This is a genomic window from Pseudomonas sp. HN2-3, from assembly GCF_020691745.1.
GTDB classification, from domain to species: domain Bacteria; phylum Pseudomonadota; class Gammaproteobacteria; order Pseudomonadales; family Pseudomonadaceae; genus Aquipseudomonas; species Aquipseudomonas capeferrum.
In genome coordinates, this window is the sequence record NZ_CP085704.1 from 2,236,296 (window position 1) to 2,251,658 (window position 15,363).

11 protein-coding genes are annotated in these 15,363 nt (G+C 67.2%); 7 read left to right on the forward strand and 4 right to left on the reverse strand.

What is annotated here, in order from left to right:
* Nucleotides 1-12 precede the first annotated feature (12 nt).
* The 4 genes from LJX93_RS10315 to LJX93_RS10330 all read right to left on the reverse strand — a co-directional run bounded on the left by LJX93_RS10315 (nucleotide 13) and on the right by LJX93_RS10330 (nucleotide 6,605).
* Nucleotides 13-1,164 (reverse strand): LLM class flavin-dependent oxidoreductase, encoded by a 1,152-nt coding sequence (locus tag LJX93_RS10315; protein WP_033697148.1) that lies wholly within the window; start codon nucleotides 1,162-1,164, stop codon nucleotides 13-15.
* A 502-nt stretch (nucleotides 1,165-1,666) separates the two neighbouring features.
* The gene (locus tag LJX93_RS10320; protein ID WP_095065241.1) at nucleotides 1,667-3,514 is read right to left on the reverse strand and encodes an ABC transporter ATP-binding protein; all 1,848 of its coding nucleotides are present in this window, start codon (nucleotides 3,512-3,514) and stop codon (nucleotides 1,667-1,669) included.
* Nucleotides 3,507-5,282, reverse strand: coding sequence for an ABC transporter ATP-binding protein (locus LJX93_RS10325; protein WP_033697152.1), 1,776 nt, complete (start codon nucleotides 5,280-5,282; stop codon nucleotides 3,507-3,509). The genes LJX93_RS10320 and LJX93_RS10325 overlap by 8 nt, the downstream gene beginning before the upstream one ends.
* Nucleotides 5,283-5,372: 90 nt before the next feature.
* Nucleotides 5,373-6,605 carry an acyl-CoA dehydrogenase family protein gene (locus LJX93_RS10330; RefSeq protein WP_227697131.1) on the reverse strand — a complete coding sequence of 411 codons (1,233 nt, stop codon included), beginning with the start codon at nucleotides 6,603-6,605 and terminating at the stop codon, nucleotides 5,373-5,375.
* 357 nt (nucleotides 6,606-6,962) lie between these two features.
* Here LJX93_RS10330 and LJX93_RS10335 point away from each other — a divergent pair, with 357 nt between their 5' ends.
* The 7 genes from LJX93_RS10335 to LJX93_RS10365 all read left to right on the forward strand — a co-directional run bounded on the left by LJX93_RS10335 (nucleotide 6,963) and on the right by LJX93_RS10365 (nucleotide 15,289).
* Nucleotides 6,963-8,018 carry an ABC transporter substrate-binding protein gene (locus LJX93_RS10335; protein WP_047583975.1) on the forward strand — a complete coding sequence of 352 codons (1,056 nt, stop codon included), beginning with the start codon at nucleotides 6,963-6,965 and terminating at the stop codon, nucleotides 8,016-8,018.
* A gap of 27 nt (nucleotides 8,019-8,045) precedes the next feature.
* The gene (locus LJX93_RS10340; RefSeq protein ID WP_033697159.1) at nucleotides 8,046-8,777 is read left to right on the forward strand and encodes a class II aldolase/adducin family protein; all 732 of its coding nucleotides are present in this window, start codon (nucleotides 8,046-8,048) and stop codon (nucleotides 8,775-8,777) included.
* Between the two features lie 63 nt (nucleotides 8,778-8,840).
* Complete coding sequence (locus LJX93_RS10345; RefSeq protein WP_033697161.1) at nucleotides 8,841-10,028, forward strand: LLM class flavin-dependent oxidoreductase; 1,188 nt, start codon at nucleotides 8,841-8,843, stop codon at nucleotides 10,026-10,028.
* Nucleotides 10,029-10,038: 10 nt separating this feature from the next.
* A complete protein-coding gene (locus LJX93_RS10350; protein WP_227697133.1) occupies nucleotides 10,039-11,616 on the forward strand; it encodes an ABC transporter substrate-binding protein in 1,578 nt (525 codons plus the stop codon).
* The gene (locus LJX93_RS10355) at nucleotides 11,609-12,688 is read left to right on the forward strand and encodes an ABC transporter permease (protein WP_033697165.1); all 1,080 of its coding nucleotides are present in this window, start codon (nucleotides 11,609-11,611) and stop codon (nucleotides 12,686-12,688) included. The genes LJX93_RS10350 and LJX93_RS10355 overlap by 8 nt, the downstream gene beginning before the upstream one ends.
* Nucleotides 12,681-13,508: an ABC transporter permease gene (locus LJX93_RS10360; protein WP_227697134.1), complete on the forward strand. Its 828-nt coding sequence runs from the start codon at nucleotides 12,681-12,683 to the stop codon at nucleotides 13,506-13,508. Before LJX93_RS10355 ends, LJX93_RS10360 begins: the two co-directional genes overlap by 8 nt.
* Nucleotides 13,505-15,289 carry an ABC transporter ATP-binding protein gene (locus tag LJX93_RS10365; protein WP_033697168.1) on the forward strand — a complete coding sequence of 595 codons (1,785 nt, stop codon included), beginning with the start codon at nucleotides 13,505-13,507 and terminating at the stop codon, nucleotides 15,287-15,289. The genes LJX93_RS10360 and LJX93_RS10365 overlap by 4 nt, the downstream gene beginning before the upstream one ends.
* The last annotated feature ends 74 nt before the right edge of the window (nucleotides 15,290-15,363 follow it).

Consider the following 15,363-nt stretch of genomic DNA (forward strand, 5'->3'; position numbering starts at 1 on the left):
CTCCGGTCGGCTTCAGGCGTTGGCCTTCAAGGGGGTGGTGGCCGCAGCCTGCTGTACCAGCGGCAGCACTTCCTGGCCAATGCGCAAGGCCTCTTCCAGGTGCGGGTTGGCGGCCAGGATGAAGGTGCTGAAACCGGCATCACGGTATTCGGCCAGGCGCTCGGCGATGTGCTGGTGGCTACCCACCAGGCCCACGGTCGGGCCGGGTTTGGCCTTGGCGAAACCGGCCCACAGGTTGCGTGCCAGGACCAACTCGTCGAACCCTTGCAGGTGTTGGTGGTAGGCCGCCTGGCGCGCGCCGCCGACCGAGTCGGAGCCGCTGACGAAGCCCTTGGCAGAGGCGCTGGCCTTGCCTTCCAGGCGCTCGAACTGCTGGCGCAGTTCACGCCAGGCCTGCTCTTCGGTCTCGCGGGCGAACAGGTCGACGCGCAGGCCGAAGCGCACCGTGCGCCCTTGTTTGTCGGCCAGCTCGCTGACCCGCTCGATATGGGGTTTGAGCTTGTCGATCGGCTCCGCCCAGTTCAGGTACACATCGGCGTGGCGTGCAGCCACCTCCAGCGCGGCATCGGAAAACCCGGAGAAGTACACACCCGGCTTGCGTTCGTGTTGCAGGCCCGCTGGCAGGCTGCCGTGTTCCAGGCGATAGATGTCGCCTTCGTAGGAGAACGTGTCCTGCTGCCACAGGCCCTGGATCACATCGAGGAATTCGCCGGTGCGCTTGTAGCGCAGGTCGTGTTCGAGGAAGTCGCCGTTGGCCCGCTGGCTGGCCGGGTTGCCGCCGGTGATGATGTTCCAGTCCAGCCTGCCGCCGCTCAGGTTCTGCAGGATGGCGGCCTGTTGCGCGGCATAGGCGGGGAGGGTCCAGGTGGCCTGGAACGCGATCAGAAAGCGTATGCGGCGGGTTTCGCGGGCCAGCGCGGCGGCGGCGATCCACGGCTCGGGGCCGGTGGGCAGCAAGGCCCCCTCGAAGCCCGCCAGTTCAGCGGCCTTGGCCACCTGGGCGATGTAGTCGATGTAGGTGAAACCATCGCTGTCGCCATTGGGCAGGCGACCGGGGGCGATGTTGCCGGGGCGGTGGTGGGGGTTGCCGCGGTTATGGCGGTCGGTGGACAACTGCGGGCCATCGGTGCCCAGGGGCAGGCGCCAGAAGAATTCGGTGGTCATGGGGGCTCCTGAAGGGGGCGGTTGTGCGGATGGATAGGCAGGTGCAACCGCTGTGCCATGCACGGCGGCAGCCTTATGGGGCAGGGGTTTGCGCAGAGGGCAGAGGGCCGGGTGCTGCTGTGGCAGCAATCGGTAAGCAGTGGATGCTGGGGGAGCAGCATGAGAGAGCCTGCGAAGTGCAGGGGCATTTGAGGTCATGGGGAAGCCAGGTCGCATGGCTTTGGATTTTTAGCGCCTGGGAGATCGAGCGCCGCCCGCGCGGCGCTTCGCGGCGCAAGGCCGCTCCCACATTTGTTTCGGGCCAGTTATGCCTGAAGCATTGGCGCGCGGCCCCTTGGCGCCCGCCTCGATATAGCGTCGTACAGACAAGGGGGCGCGCGCCTATATAACAGGACTCACTGGCCCGAAACAAATGTGGGAGCGGCCTTGCGCCGCGAAGCGCCGCGCGGGCGGCGCTCGATCTCCCAGGCGCTAAAAATCCCAAGGCATGCCAGCCGCTACATCACACCAGCGCCCCTGCAACAACCTCCCCGGCACTGCGCAAATACGCCTCATACAGCGCCGCATAAGCCCCCCCACGCTCCATCAGCTCAGCATGCACGCCGTGCTCCACCACCTGCCCATGCCGGACCACGGCAATACGGTCGGCATCGCGGATGGTCGCCAACCGATGGGCAATGATGATCGCTGTGCGGCCCTGGCACAGCCGGCGCAGGGCTTGCTGGATGCGCCGTTCGGTATGCACATCCACCGCTGAAGTGGCTTCGTCCAGCACCAGCACCGCCGGGTCGGCCAGGTAGGCGCGCACCAGGCACACCAGCTGGCGCTGGCCGTGGCTGAGGTGCGCGCCCAGCGGGCCGACTTCGGTGTGGTAACCCTGGGGCAGCCGTTCGAGCACCTCGTCGGCCCCCAGCTCGCGGGCTGCCGCTACCAGCCGTGCAGCGTCGGCACCGGGGGCGGCAAGGCGCAGGTTGTCGAGGATGCTGCCGCTGAACAGCACGTTGTCCTGCAATACCACACCGACGTTGCGACGCAGGTCATGCTGGGCCAGTTCGCGCAAGTCGATGCCGTCCAGTTTCACGGCGCCGCTTTGCACCTCGTAGAACCGCGTCAGCAACTGCACCAGGGTGCTCTTGCCATGCCCGGACGGGCCGACGATGGCCAGGACTTCGCCGGCGCGGATATGCAGGTCGAGCCCGTCGATCACCGGGCGCGGGCTGTTCGGCGCATAGGCAAAACCCACGTGTTCGAAGTCCACCTGGCCGCGTGCCCTGGCCAGCGGGCGGGGCGAGGGGGGGTCAAGGACCTGTGGCCGGGTGTCCAGCAGCAGGAAGATCCGCTGCGCCGAGGCACTGCCGGTGGCGTAGCGTTCGAACAGGTCCGACAGCTCTTGCAGCGGCCCCAGGAACAGGAACACATAGAACAGGCTCTCGGCCACCTGGCCGACGCTGACCTTGCCTTCTGCCAGGCCATGGCCGCCGACCAGCAGCAACACCGCCATGCCGGCCGTGCTCAGCAGTGCGGTGAACGGCGCAAACCAGCCGGCGCGCAGGCTGCCGTGTATCAGGGCCTGGTTGAAGTCCTCCAGCAGGCGCCGGTAGCGCGCCTGGTTGGTCTGTTCCTGGCCGCACTGCTGAATCAACCTCACCCCGCTCACGCTCTCGACCAAGTGGGCGGTGAAACGGCTGCGCTGTTCGGCGACCTTGGCCCAGTTGCGTTGCGAAACCCGTTTGAAACGCCAGGTAGCCAGGGCCAGCAGCGGCACCGTGGCGGCCAGGCTGTAGAAGAAGCTTGGCTCGATACGCCACAGCATCACCGCTGCCAGGCCGCAGCGCAGCAGGGCACCGAGCAGCTCCGGCGGGCCTTGCACCAGCAGCGGCTCCAGAGCATCCACATCACGATCGGCGCGCGAGATGATGCGCCCGGCGCGCGTCTGGTCGAAGTAGCTCACCGACAGCGCCTGCACATGGGCGAATACCTTCACCCGCAGGTCGTTGAGCACGCGGATCGCCGCCCGCCCGGCAATGAACTGCGACACCCCCGCCAGCAGGAAGCGCCCCAGCCAGCTGGCCGCCAGACCCAAGCCCAGCCACAGCACCAGGCGTTCGTCCAGCAACCAGTGATCGGCGCTGGGTACCAGGCCCTTGTCGAGCAGCTCGCGCACGAACCAGGGCCGCAGAAACACCGTGAACACCAGCAGCAGTTCGATGCCGATCACTACCAGGATCTGCCGGCGAATCGGCCGCAGCAGTGGTAGCAGGCGGTGCAACATGCCACGGTCCAAGGCCTGGCGCGCCAGATGTTGTTCGATCTCGATGTCGCTGGGGGTCTTGTTGCGCGTATCAGTCATGGTCGATCCCCAGCAGGTCGCGGTAGTGGGCATTGTTCGCGCTCAGCTCGGCATGGCTGCCACTGGCGCTGATGTGGCCGTTTTCCAGCATCAGCACGCGGTCGGCCAACAGCAGGGTCGAAAGGCGGCTAGTGATCAGCAGCAAGGTCGGCCCCTGGCCTGTGCTGCCGCGCAGGCGGCGGATGTTGTGCAGCACCTGGCGCTCGCCCAGGGCGTCCAGCGCGCTGGTGGCGTCGTCCAGGCAGAGGATGTCGGGCGCGCCGAGCAGTGCCCGGGCCAGGCACAGGCGCTGGCGCTGGCCGCCGGAGAGGGTCACGCCGCGGTCGCCCAGCGGGGTGTCGAGGCCGTGGGGCAGGCGTTCGAGTACGTCCTCTGCCGCCGCCAGGCGCAGCCCTTCGCGCAGTTGTACAGGGCTGGCTTGCGGGGCCGCCAGGCGCAGGTTGGCGGCCAGGCTGTCGGAGAACAGAAAGCTTTCTTGAGGCAGTACCTGCACGCGCCGCCGCAAGGCGGCCAGGTCGAGCTCACGCACATCGTGCCAACCTGCAGCGTCACTGCCGACCAGCACAGCGCCGCCCTGCACGTCGGCCAGGCGCGGCAGCAGGCTGGCCAGCAGGCTCTTGCCGGTGCCCGTGGCGCCGACCAGTGCCACCACCTCGCCGGGCTGCAGGGTCAGCGAACAGTCATGCAGGATGTCGCGCTCACCCGCTGGCGCACCGACCCGTACCTGGGCCAGTTTCAGCCCCAGCGGCCCCGGGGGCAGGGTGGCTTGGCCGCCGACGATCGCCGGGCGCTCGTCCAGCAACTGCCAGATACGTTCGGCACTGGCACGGGCGTCGGCGAAGGTCTGCATGACCCGGCCGATGCCTTCGATACGGAACACCAGCGTGGTGGCCACTAGCAGCGAGGTGACCAGCTCGCCGATGCCCAGCGTACCCGCTGCCACACAATGGGCGCCGTACACCAGGATCCACACATGCCCCAGTGCCACCACCGCCTGTGGCAGCGGAATGCGCGAGCTGGCGTAGGCCAGGGCTGCCCGTGCGTGGCCGGTGAACACGTTCACTTGGCTGGCGAAACGCTCGATGCGCTGGCCCTCCAGACCGAATGCCTTGATCACCCGTACACCACCGATGCCTTCGGCCAGGTCCTGGCTGACCTGGTCGTAGGCGGCGCCTACCGCTCGGTCAAGGCTGACCAGGCGATCGGTCTGCACGACGAACAGCCACAGCCCGGCCCCGGTCAGCAACAGTGGCACCAGGCCGAGCAGCGGGTCGTACCCACTCAGCAGCCCCACGGCCGCCATCACCACCAGGGGTGTTTCGATGATCTGCCGCCAGAAGGTGATCAGCGCATCACGCACCTTGTCGGCGTCGCGGGTGGTGCGGGTTACCAACTCACCCATGCCGTGGCGCCAGTGGTAGCCCAGGTGCAGGCGCTGCACCTGGGTCAGGATACGTTCACGCAGGCGCGTCAGCAGGGCCTGGCTGAGCACCAGCGACAGCACCGCTGCCGCGTACTGCAGCAGGCCACGGCCCAGCGCGATGGCCAGCAGCAGCCACAGCCAGTGCCAGGCCACGGCGGCGTCCAGGCCGCCATCAGCCAGGCGCACCACGGCACGGCCGGCGCTGACATCGTCCACGGCGTGGCCGATCAGCCATTGCTGCCAGACCAGGCCAAGGTTGCCAGCGATGTACAACGTGGTGACAAGCGCAAAGCGCCAGGGCATTTCACGATAAATGGCCAAGGCACGAAGAAGCGGATGGTTCATGAAAAGGCTCGATCAAAAGCGACACGGCCCCTGTAGGAGCGGCCTTGCGTCGCGATGGGGGCGCAAAGCGCCCCCCCCGGGTTCAAAAGCTCAACGGCGCGTCGCGCCCTGCGCTTCCTTGGCATTGAGCACAGCGGTGTACTCCCCCGGATCGGCACCATTGAGGTAATAGTTACCCACGTTATGCAGCCGCCAGCGAATCGGGTCATGGGTGGTATGCACCCGCGCGTTTCGCCAGAATCGGTCAAGGTTCCACTTGCTCAACGAAGCGCTGGCCCCCAGCAGCGAAAACAGGTCGCTGGCGATCTTCAGCGACGCGCCATCGGAATGCGCACGGGCAGTCGCCACCGAGAGAATCAGCTCGTCCTGCAGGGCCTTGTCCTCCGGGTCACGCTCATGCGCGTCGAACACCCGCGCAGCATCACGCAGCACTGACTCGGCCCCGCGCAGGGCCACCGCGTACTCGCCTATCTGGCGAATGACATGCGGCTCGTCGCTGGCGCGCTCGACGCCACTTTCCACCCAGGCCCGCGCATGCTCGCGCAGGTAGTCGACGCCCGCCTGCAGCGCGCCGGCCGCGATGCCGGTGTCGATGGCCGCGTGGAGAATCTGCGGGAAGGTCAGGCCGGTGCGCTTCATCGGGCCGCTGCGCCGCGACAGATAGCGCTCGTCGAGCACGATATCGTCGAAGTTCACCGTGCCGCTGACCGAGTTCTGCTGGCCGAAGGCCTGCCAGTCGTCGACCAGGGTCAGCCCGGGAGTGTCGCGGTGCAGCAGGACACCAACGCCGCCGTCCTCGCTGGCGGCGGTCAGCGAAATCCAGTCGGCGAGGTAAGAACCGGTGGAGTAGAACTTGCTGCCATTGAGCACCAGCTTGCCATCGGCGCGGCGCTCGACGCGGGTCTTGAGGGCGAACTTGTTCTTGCCGCCGACCTCGGCCAGGGCATTGCCAAAGCGCTTGCCGGCCAGCACGTCGGCGATCAGGCGGTCACGTACTTCGCTGGCGTAGCCGGTGAAAATGCCGCGCAGCATCACGTTGTGAATCTGCAGCAACTGGCCGACGCCGCCATCGGCAATGGAGATCAGGCGCACGGTTTCGACGAGGGTTTGCACCGAGGCACCCAGGCCGCCGAATTCGGCCGGTACGCCAATGGCGGTGAGGCCGCTGCTGGACAGCAGTTCGGCCTGGCGGCGCGGCAGTTGGCCGTTGTTGGCCGGGTCGGCGGCGAGTACCGCGATCTGTGCGGCGACCTCGCGGGCAGCAGCGATGGCTTCGGCCTCGCTGGTCAAGCGGTGGGTGGGGCTGGGTTCTATGGCGCTCATGGAAAGGTCTCGGTTTGCTTGAGGGGCCAGTGCGCCTGCTGCGCGGGCAAACCTGCCCCACAGGGCGTGCACGGCCCCTGTGGGGGCGGTTTACCCGCGAATGGCTACACCGCGGTCAAATGCCCTTGAGCAATATCTTTGCCACCCCTCGCCAGGCCCCATTCCACGTGGCCCTCGCCAGCTTTTGCTGCCCCAGCAGCAGTGCCCCTGCTGGTCTGGCAGCAGCCCGCCCGCAATCCTGCTCCGTGCCCAGCAGCCAGGGCCTGCGAGCGACTACGAGTTCCGCGTAAATCAAGGCCTCCAGCGGTTGGCACGCACGCTGCAATGGGGCTTTCACGACGCCCAAGGAGCCACCCCATGACACGTGCTACTGCCGCAACGCAAACCGACGACCCTACCGCCCTGGACCGCATCTGGTTCACCCGCTGCCCTGTGCCCACCGCCTCGGGCATTGCCTACAAGCTTGGCTGGCTGGACGAAGAGTTCGCCCGTGACGGTTTGCCGGTCTCGACCCTGCAAGAGGCCCGTCAGCTCGGCCACCACCATTACGATCACCAGCTGCCAGGGCTGTTTCGCGAAGGCGGTAACGTGCCGGCACTGGCCGCCCGTGCCGCCGGTTCGCCAAGCCGGCTGATCGGCCTGACCTGGATCGAAGAATGGCAGACCATCCTGGTGCGCCCCGACGCAGGCATCCGCAGCGCCGCCGACCTGCGCGGCAAGCGCCTGGCCCTGCCGGCCTGGGGCGACAGCCGCCCCGGCAGCATTGCCCGCGCCATGAGCCTGCAGGGCTACAAAGGCGCCCTGGCCTCGGCCGGCCTGCAGCTGGATGACGTGCAACTGGTGGAGGTGGCGCTGCTCGACCAGGCGAGCGCCGCTACCCCGCAACTGGGCCTGCAGCGCCTGTGGTCTGGCCTTGATTACCTGGTGCGCGGCGAAGTCGACGCCGTCTACGTGAAGGGCGCGGCAGCTGCCGATGCGGCGCGGCGCCTGGGCCTGGTGGTGGGCGTCGACCTCGACCTGCTGCCCGACCCGCGCCACCGCATCAACAACGGTACGCCCAGGCCGATCACCGTGCACCAGAGCTTGCTCGACAACCATTTCGACCTGGTCGCGCGCTTCCTCGCCCAGACCTTGCGCGCTGCCGAGTGGGCCGCGGGCAACCGCGAGGCACTGAACCGCTTCCTCGAAGACGAAACCCGCGCCGGTAGCCAGGGTGTGGCCGACGCCTACCGCGGGGCCTTCCACACCACCTTGGCGCCGGACCTGTCCGAGCAACGCCTGGCCTTCCTCGGCAGGCAAAAAGACTTTCTGTACCTGCATGGCTTCCTGGAAGCCGATTTCAGCCTCGCCGACTGGGTCGACCCACGGCCCCTGCAAGCTGCCCATGAACTGCTGGCCCAGCGCCGCGCCTGACCTTGCACTAGCACCCGGAGATTGAACATGACCGTACTGATCAACGAACGCCCCGTCACTGCCGAACTGCAAGCCTTCATCGACCAGGTGGTGGCTGAAGCCGAAGCTGCGTTTACCGTGTTCCGCGAGACCAACACCATCACCGCCAATGGCACGGTCGGTTTCATCGAGCGCGTGCCCGGTGAAGAGCTGCTGGTGTCGGTGAACTACGGCGGCCCCTGGAACCACCGCAAGCCGCTGCAGGCCACCGTGACCGACTTCTCTGGCAACGTCATCGTCGGCAAGGGCAAAGGCGGCCTGGGCCGCTACACCAAACTGTTCCACACGCACCCTGACATCACCACGGTCTCGCATGTGCACAGCCCTTACCTCGGCGCCTGGGCCCAGACCCACCGCACCTTGCCGTTCCACTATGTGCCGGTGCAGCGCTATCAGCTGGCCAGGGAGTTGCCGGTGTACATCGACCGGCGTCAGGCCGAGGTGGACTTCATCCTCGACAAGATTGCCGAAAACCCGTTCAACCTGGCCATTCTGGAAGCCAACGGCGGCTCCACCGTGTGGGGCAAGCAGGGGCTGCGGGCAACGGCCGAGTTCATCTTGTTGCTGGAGGAGGGCGCGCAGATTCAGTTGCTGGCTGATGCACTGGGCGGCTCGCGGCCCTATGGCCCTGGGGTGCTGACCCAGCAGTGGAAGATGAGTGGGTTGTATGAGCGCGCAACCGAACTGGGGCTGGTGCCAGGCATCGATCGGCGTAGCTGATGCGATAGCTGGGGCTGCATAGCAGCCCCCCAAGGCCTACTCACCCGCTCAAGGAACAGCCCCATGGCAGTAAAAATTCTCTGGTACCTCACCACCCCCGACGGCCCCTATCCCTGGGAGCCAGAAGGCCGCTGGAACACCGATTTCGAGCACCTCAAGCAACTGGCCATCGCGGCTGATCGCCTGGGCTTCTACGGCTCGCTGCTCGGCTCCAGCCCCAACGAAAGCCTCGCGGTGTCGGCCGCCCTGATCGATGCCACATCGCGGCTGCGCTTCCTGGTCGCCCAGCACCCAGGCGAACTGTCACCTGCGGTACTGGCCAAGTGGGCACTCACTTTCGACCAGTTCTCCAACGGCCGCCTGCTGTTCAATGTGGTCAATGGCAACGACGCAGGCCTGGCCACACTGGGCGTACATTACCCGCACGATGAACGCTACGACTTCAGCCTGGAATACTGGCGCGCGTTCCAGGGCTTCTACGCCGGCGAAACCGCGGGCTACCACGGGCGCTACGTCAAGCTCTCGCCACGTGCGCCAGCGGCGGCCAGCCACCCGCTGGGCGGCTGGCACCCCCCTAGGCAGAAACCCGGCATCCCGCTGTGGGGCGCAGGCACTTCAGCGCCGGGCGTAGCCCATTCGGTGCAGTTGCTCGACGTCTACCTGAGCTTCGCCGATACCCCGCAAAAACTCGGCGACAAGTTCCGCCGGGTGGCGGCAGAAGCCGCAAAAATCGGCCGCGAGCTGACCTATGGCACGCGCCTGCAAATCATCGTGCGCGAGACCGAAGAAGAAGCCTGGGCCCATGCCGAGCGGCTGCTGCAGCGCACCTCGCTGGCCACCGCCCGGGCGGCCATCGAGCGCCAGCTGCCGGCGGGGCAGACCCTGGACAGCTATGTCAGCGACGACCCGCGCATCCAGCGCAACCTTGACAGCATTCGCGCCGGGCGCCTGCCCACCGCCCGTGAGCTGGAAATCCACCCCAACGTCTGGCTGGGCCCCAGCCTGTTCGGTTTCAACCTGCTGGGCCCGGCTGCCGGCACCTACCTGGTTGGCAGCGCCGAACAGGTGGCCGCGCGGATCCGCGAATACGAAGCCCAGGGCACCTCGGCGTTCATCCTGTCGGGCTTCCCGCTGATCGACGAAGCCCACCGGGTGGCAGACCTGCTGTTCCCGCTGCTCGACCTGGACCATGGTTTCGAAGTGCCGCGCCTCGGCGCCCAGGCCAAACCGACTGTGGCGCAACCGGCGTAAGGAGAGGGTGATGAGTGAGCTGTTTTCGCGCCGGGTGTTTCTCGGCAACAGCCTGGCCGTGGGGGGAGGCTTGCTGCTCGGTGGCGGGCTGCTCAGCGGCTGCGACGGCGGCGCGCCTGCGGCAACGGCTGGCGCCGCCGCATTGGCGGCCACGCCGGTGCACGGTGGGCGTTTGCGCGTGGGCATCATCGACGGTGACCAGGCCGGCAACCTCGATGCTCACAAACCGGTGGGCGGCGGGATCATCCGCGGCTGGGCGCTGTACGCCAAGTTCTGGGAATGGAACCCGGATGTCAGCACGCGCCTGGCCCTGGCCGAATTCGCCGAACCGAATGCCGATGCCAGCGCCTGGACCATCCGCATCAAGCCGGGGCTGGAGTTCCACCATGGCAAGAGCATCACGGCCGACGACATGCTGTTCTCGATCCTGCGCCTGACCGACCCGCAGTTGGCGTCGCCGTTTGCCGGGCTGGTCGGTGCCATCGACCGCCAGGCGCTGCGCAAAGTCGACCCTCGCACCCTCGAGATCCGCTTCAAACACGGGCAGAGTTTCTACCCGCTGGATGAAACGCTGATCAGCTTCGGCGGCATCGTGCCCACCGACTACCACCCAGTGACCAACCCGGTCGGGGCGGGGCCTTACAAGCTGAAAAGCTTCATCCCCGGGCAGCGCTCGCTCTACACCCGCTTCGAAAACTACTACAAGCCCAACCGCCCCTATGCCGATGAGCTGGAAATCATCGAATTCAAGGACCAGGTCTCGCGGGCCGCCGCCTTGCGTGCCGGGCAATTGGACGTGGCCAGCGGGGTGCAGGCCGAGCACAGCGCCTTGCTCAAGGCCGACCCGCGCCTGCGCCTGTACGCCTCGCCCAGCACGTCGTTCACCGGCTTCAACCTGAACCTGGCCAAGGCACCCTTCCAGGATGTGCGCGTGCGCCAGGCGTTCCGCCTGCTCGCCGACCGCCAGGAACTGGTAGCGCGCGGGCTCAATGGCTTCGGCCGCATCGCCAACGACCTGTATTCGCCCCACGACCCGACCTACAACCATGCGCTCGCCCAGCGCCCCTACGACCTCGATCAGGCCCGTTCGCTGCTGCGCCAGGCCGGGCAGGACGACTTGCGCGTCGAGCTGACCACCACGCCAGGCCCCGGCGTGAATGCCGCCCTGGTGTTTGCCCAGCAAGTACAGAAGGCGGGCGTTCAGGTCAAGGTCAACCAGGTCGATGGCTCGGTATTCAACGGCCCGCAGCGCGAGCAGTGGCAGCTGTCGCCGGGGTCGACGCCGGCCCGCGGCTTCCTCGCCTCGGCGTTGCACAACGATGCCCCGCAGGCCATCTACAACCGCAGCAACTTCCATGACCCTCGCTTTACCGAACTGTTCCACCAGGCCCTGGCCCAACCGGATCTTGAGCGGCGTAAAGCGCTGGTGCACGAGGCCCAGGTGATCCAGCACGAACGCGGCGGCCTGTTGATCTGGGGCTTTTCCGACGTGCTCGATGCGGCGTCCGCCAAGGTGGGTGGGCTTGCCCCGGAACAGACCACTTTCGCCTCCTGGCGCTTCGATGAACTCTGGTTGAACCATGCCTGATCACGCTCACCGTTCCCCACGTACGCCGGCCTGGCTGGCCTGGTTCATAGGCCGTCTGGGCTACGGCCTGCTGACCGCGTGGGTCATCAGCCTGGTGGTGTTCATCGCCACCCAGGCGCTGCCCTCGGACCCGGCGCGGGTCATTCTTGGCCCCGATGCGCCGCTGCAAAGCATCCTAACCTTGCAGCAGCAACTGGGCCTCGATCAGCCGATCCTGGTCCAGTACCTGCGTTGGATGGGCGCGGCGCTGCGCGGTGACCTGGGTATTTCGCTGGACTCACAGGTGCCCGTGGCGCAGCTGCTGTTCGGTCGTCTTGGTCATACCTTGGCACTGCTGGCCGGCGTGCTGGCGCTGGTGGTGCCGCTGGCACTCACCCTCGGCGTGAGCCTGGCCTTGCGGCGTGATCGTCCGCTGGACCGCTGGGGCTTGTCGGCATTGATCCTGTTGAAGGCCACGCCGAGCTTTCTGCTGGCCGTCGGCCTGGTGCTGCTGTTTTCCATGCCTGGCATGGGTTGGCTACCGGCGGTGTCGATCCTTGACCCGCAACTGCCCCTGTGGCGGCAGCTGCCGTCGCTGGTGCTGCCGGTGGTTGCCCTGAGTTTGTCGGCGCTGCCGTACCTGACGCGGATGGTGCGTGCCTCGATGATCGAGGCGCTGGAGTCCGATTATGTGGTTGCCGCCCGCCTGCGCGGCATACCGGAGCGGCTTATCGTCTGGCGCCATACCTTGCCCAACGCCCTGACCCCGGCGATCCAGGGCGTGGCGCTGACCCTGCGCACGCTGGTAGGCGGCGCGCTGCTGGCCGAGGTGATCTTCAGCTACCCCGGTATCGGCACCGCCCTCAATGCGGCGATCCAGATGCGCGACTTGCCGATGATCCAGGGCGTGGTGCTGGTCATCACCCTGGCCGTGGTGCTGATCAACCTGCTGGCGGATCTGCTCACCGTTCTGCTCACCCCCAAATTGCGCACCGCGCGCCGGGTCAAGATGATCCGCCGTAACCGGCGCGGCATCCGCCCCTGGTGGCGGCGCGCACGCAGCACACCTGCCCAGGAGGCTACTCATGACTGACGCACGCTGGCTGGCCGACCCGCAGGTGCGGCGCGGCGCCGTGATTACCTCGTGGGTGGTGCTGGTGGCTGTACTTGGCCCCTGGCTCGCGCCCCATGCCCCCACGGCCATGGTCGGGCCGGTGTATGGCCCGCCGACTGCCGGTGCGCCGTTGGGGCATGATTTTCTTGGCCACGACTTGCTGTCACGCCTGCTCAGCGGCGGCGTGTCGGTGCTGTGGATGTCGGTGGCGGCGGTCACCCTGGCGTTGCTGGTCGGGGGTAGCCTGGGCCTGTTGGCCGGGTTCTCGCGCCGTCGGCTGGACCAGGCGATCAGCTGGGCGGCGGATGTCTCGTTGGCCTTCCCGGACCTGATCCTGGTGCTGCTGATCGTGTCGATGCTTGGCCGTGCACCGTGGCTGATTGTGCTGACCGTGGCCATCGCCTTCACCCCCGGGGTCATCCGCCTTGCGCGTGGCAGTGCGGTGGCGGTGGCAGGCCAGGAGTTTGTCGAGGCCGCGCAGATGATGGGCTACTCCCGCTGGCGCATCCTGTTCAACGAAATCCTGCCGAACATTCTTACGCCGCTGCTGGTGCACTTCGGCAACATGTTGACCTGGGCGGTGGGCATGCTCTCGGGCTTGAGCTTCCTGGGCTACGGCGTAGCGCCGCCTGCGGCCGATTGGGGCCTGATGATCAACGAGAACCAGGCCGGCCTGCTGGTCCAGCCCTTGGCGGTGCTGGCGCCGGCACTGCTGATTGCCGTGTTCGCCTATGGCACCAATATCCTGGCCGAGGGTATCGGCCGGGTCAGTGCACGTATCGGGGAGAAGCAGCCATGACGGCGGCGGTGAAGATTGCCAGCGACGTGTTGCAGGTCAGTGACCTGCGGGTGGAGCTGGCCGGGCAGGTGGATGTGCTGGCCGATGTCTCGTTCAGCCTGGCAGCGGGTGAAATCGTTGGGCTGGTGGGCGAGTCCGGTTCGGGCAAGACCACCCTGGCCACCGCCTTGTTGCGCCATGCGCGGCAGGGTGCGCGGATTACCGGTGGGCACATTGCGGTGGCCGGGCAGGCGGTGCTCGAACTCGAGGGCGAGGCCCTGCGCCTGGCGCGCGGCGGGTTGGTCGGCTACGTCGCCCAGGACCCGGCCACCGCGCTGAACCCGGCCCTGCGCATTGGCGCATTGCTGCGCGAAACCGTGCTGGCGCATTTGCCGAAATTGCCGGGCGATGCAGTGCAGCAGCGTATCCAGGAGACCCTGGTCGATGTCGGCTTGCCGGATGATGCGGCCTTCCTGCGGCGTTTCCCCCACCAGTTGTCCGGTGGGCAGCAGCAGCGGGTGATGCTGGCACTGGCGTTTGTGCTGCGGCCGAGGCTGATCGTGCTCGACGAGCCCACCACGGCGCTGGACGTCAGCACCCAGGCGCATGTGCTGGACACCCTCAAGCGCCTGTGCCGAGGCCATGGTGTGGCGGCGCTGTACGTGACCCACGACCTGGCCGTGGTCCGTGACCTGGTCGACCGGGTGATGGTGATGTATGCCGGCCGGCTGGTTGAAGTGACGGGCCGCGAGAGGTTGTTCAGCGCCCCGGCGCACCCCTACACCCGCGCCTTGCTCGCGGCGATCCCTGACATTGCCCGGCGTCAGCCGCTGCAAGCCATCGCCGGGCACGCACCGGCACCGGGGCAGCGGCCTGCGGGCTGTGCCTTCGCCCCGCGCTGTGCCCGGCGGCGTGCCGAGTGTGCGGTGATAGAACCTTCGCTGTCGGCGCTCGACGCGGGTCATCAGGTCGCCTGCCTGGTGCCGCACCGTGAGGTATTGCCCCGTGGCGACGTCGCTGTCGAGTCGGTCACGGCGCCGGGTGAAGGTGTGTTGCTGGAGGTCCAGGGGCTGGATGTGGCGTACGACCGCCAGGTGCTGTTCGATGTGTCTTTGCAGGTGGCGCCAGGCGAGTGCCTGGCGCTGGTGGGCGAGTCCGGTTCGGGCAAGACCAGCCTGGCCAGGGCCATCGCCGGGTTGGGCGAGAACGTGCAGGGCCAACTACGCTATGGCGGCGAGCCGTTGGCGTTTTCGGCGCGTCAGCGTGATGCGCGGCTGCGTCACCAGATACAGTATGTGTTTCAGAACCCTTACCGGGCCTTGAACCCATGCCAGACGATCGCGCAAACCCTCAGCGCGCCGTTGGCGCATTTTTTTGGTGTACGCGGTGATGAGGCGCATCGCCGGGTCGAGGCGGTGCTGGCGCGGGTGTCGCTGCCGGCGCGTGTGGCAGGCCTGTACCCGCAGAGTTTGTCGGGTGGCGAGCGGCAGCGCGTGGCGATTGCCCGTGCGCTGATCTGCGAGCCGCGGTTGTTGGTTTGCGATGAGATCACCTCGGCGCTGGATGTGTCTGTGCAGGCATCGATTCTGGCGTTGCTGCGGGGGTTGCAGGGGGAGGGGCTGGCGGTGTTGTTTGTGACCCATGACCTTGGGGTGGTGCGGGCGATTGCTGATCGGGTGCTGGTGTTGCGGCGGGGGCGGGTGGTGGAGGAGGGGTCTGTGGAGCAGGTGCTTGGGTGGCCGGTTGATGATTACACCCGAACGTTGGTGGCGCATTCGCCTCGGTTGCATTTGGGGGGGTAGGGGCATGGCTTGGTGCTTTTGGCGCCTGTGAGATCGAGCGCCGCCCGCGCGGCGCTTCGCGGCGCAAGGCCGCT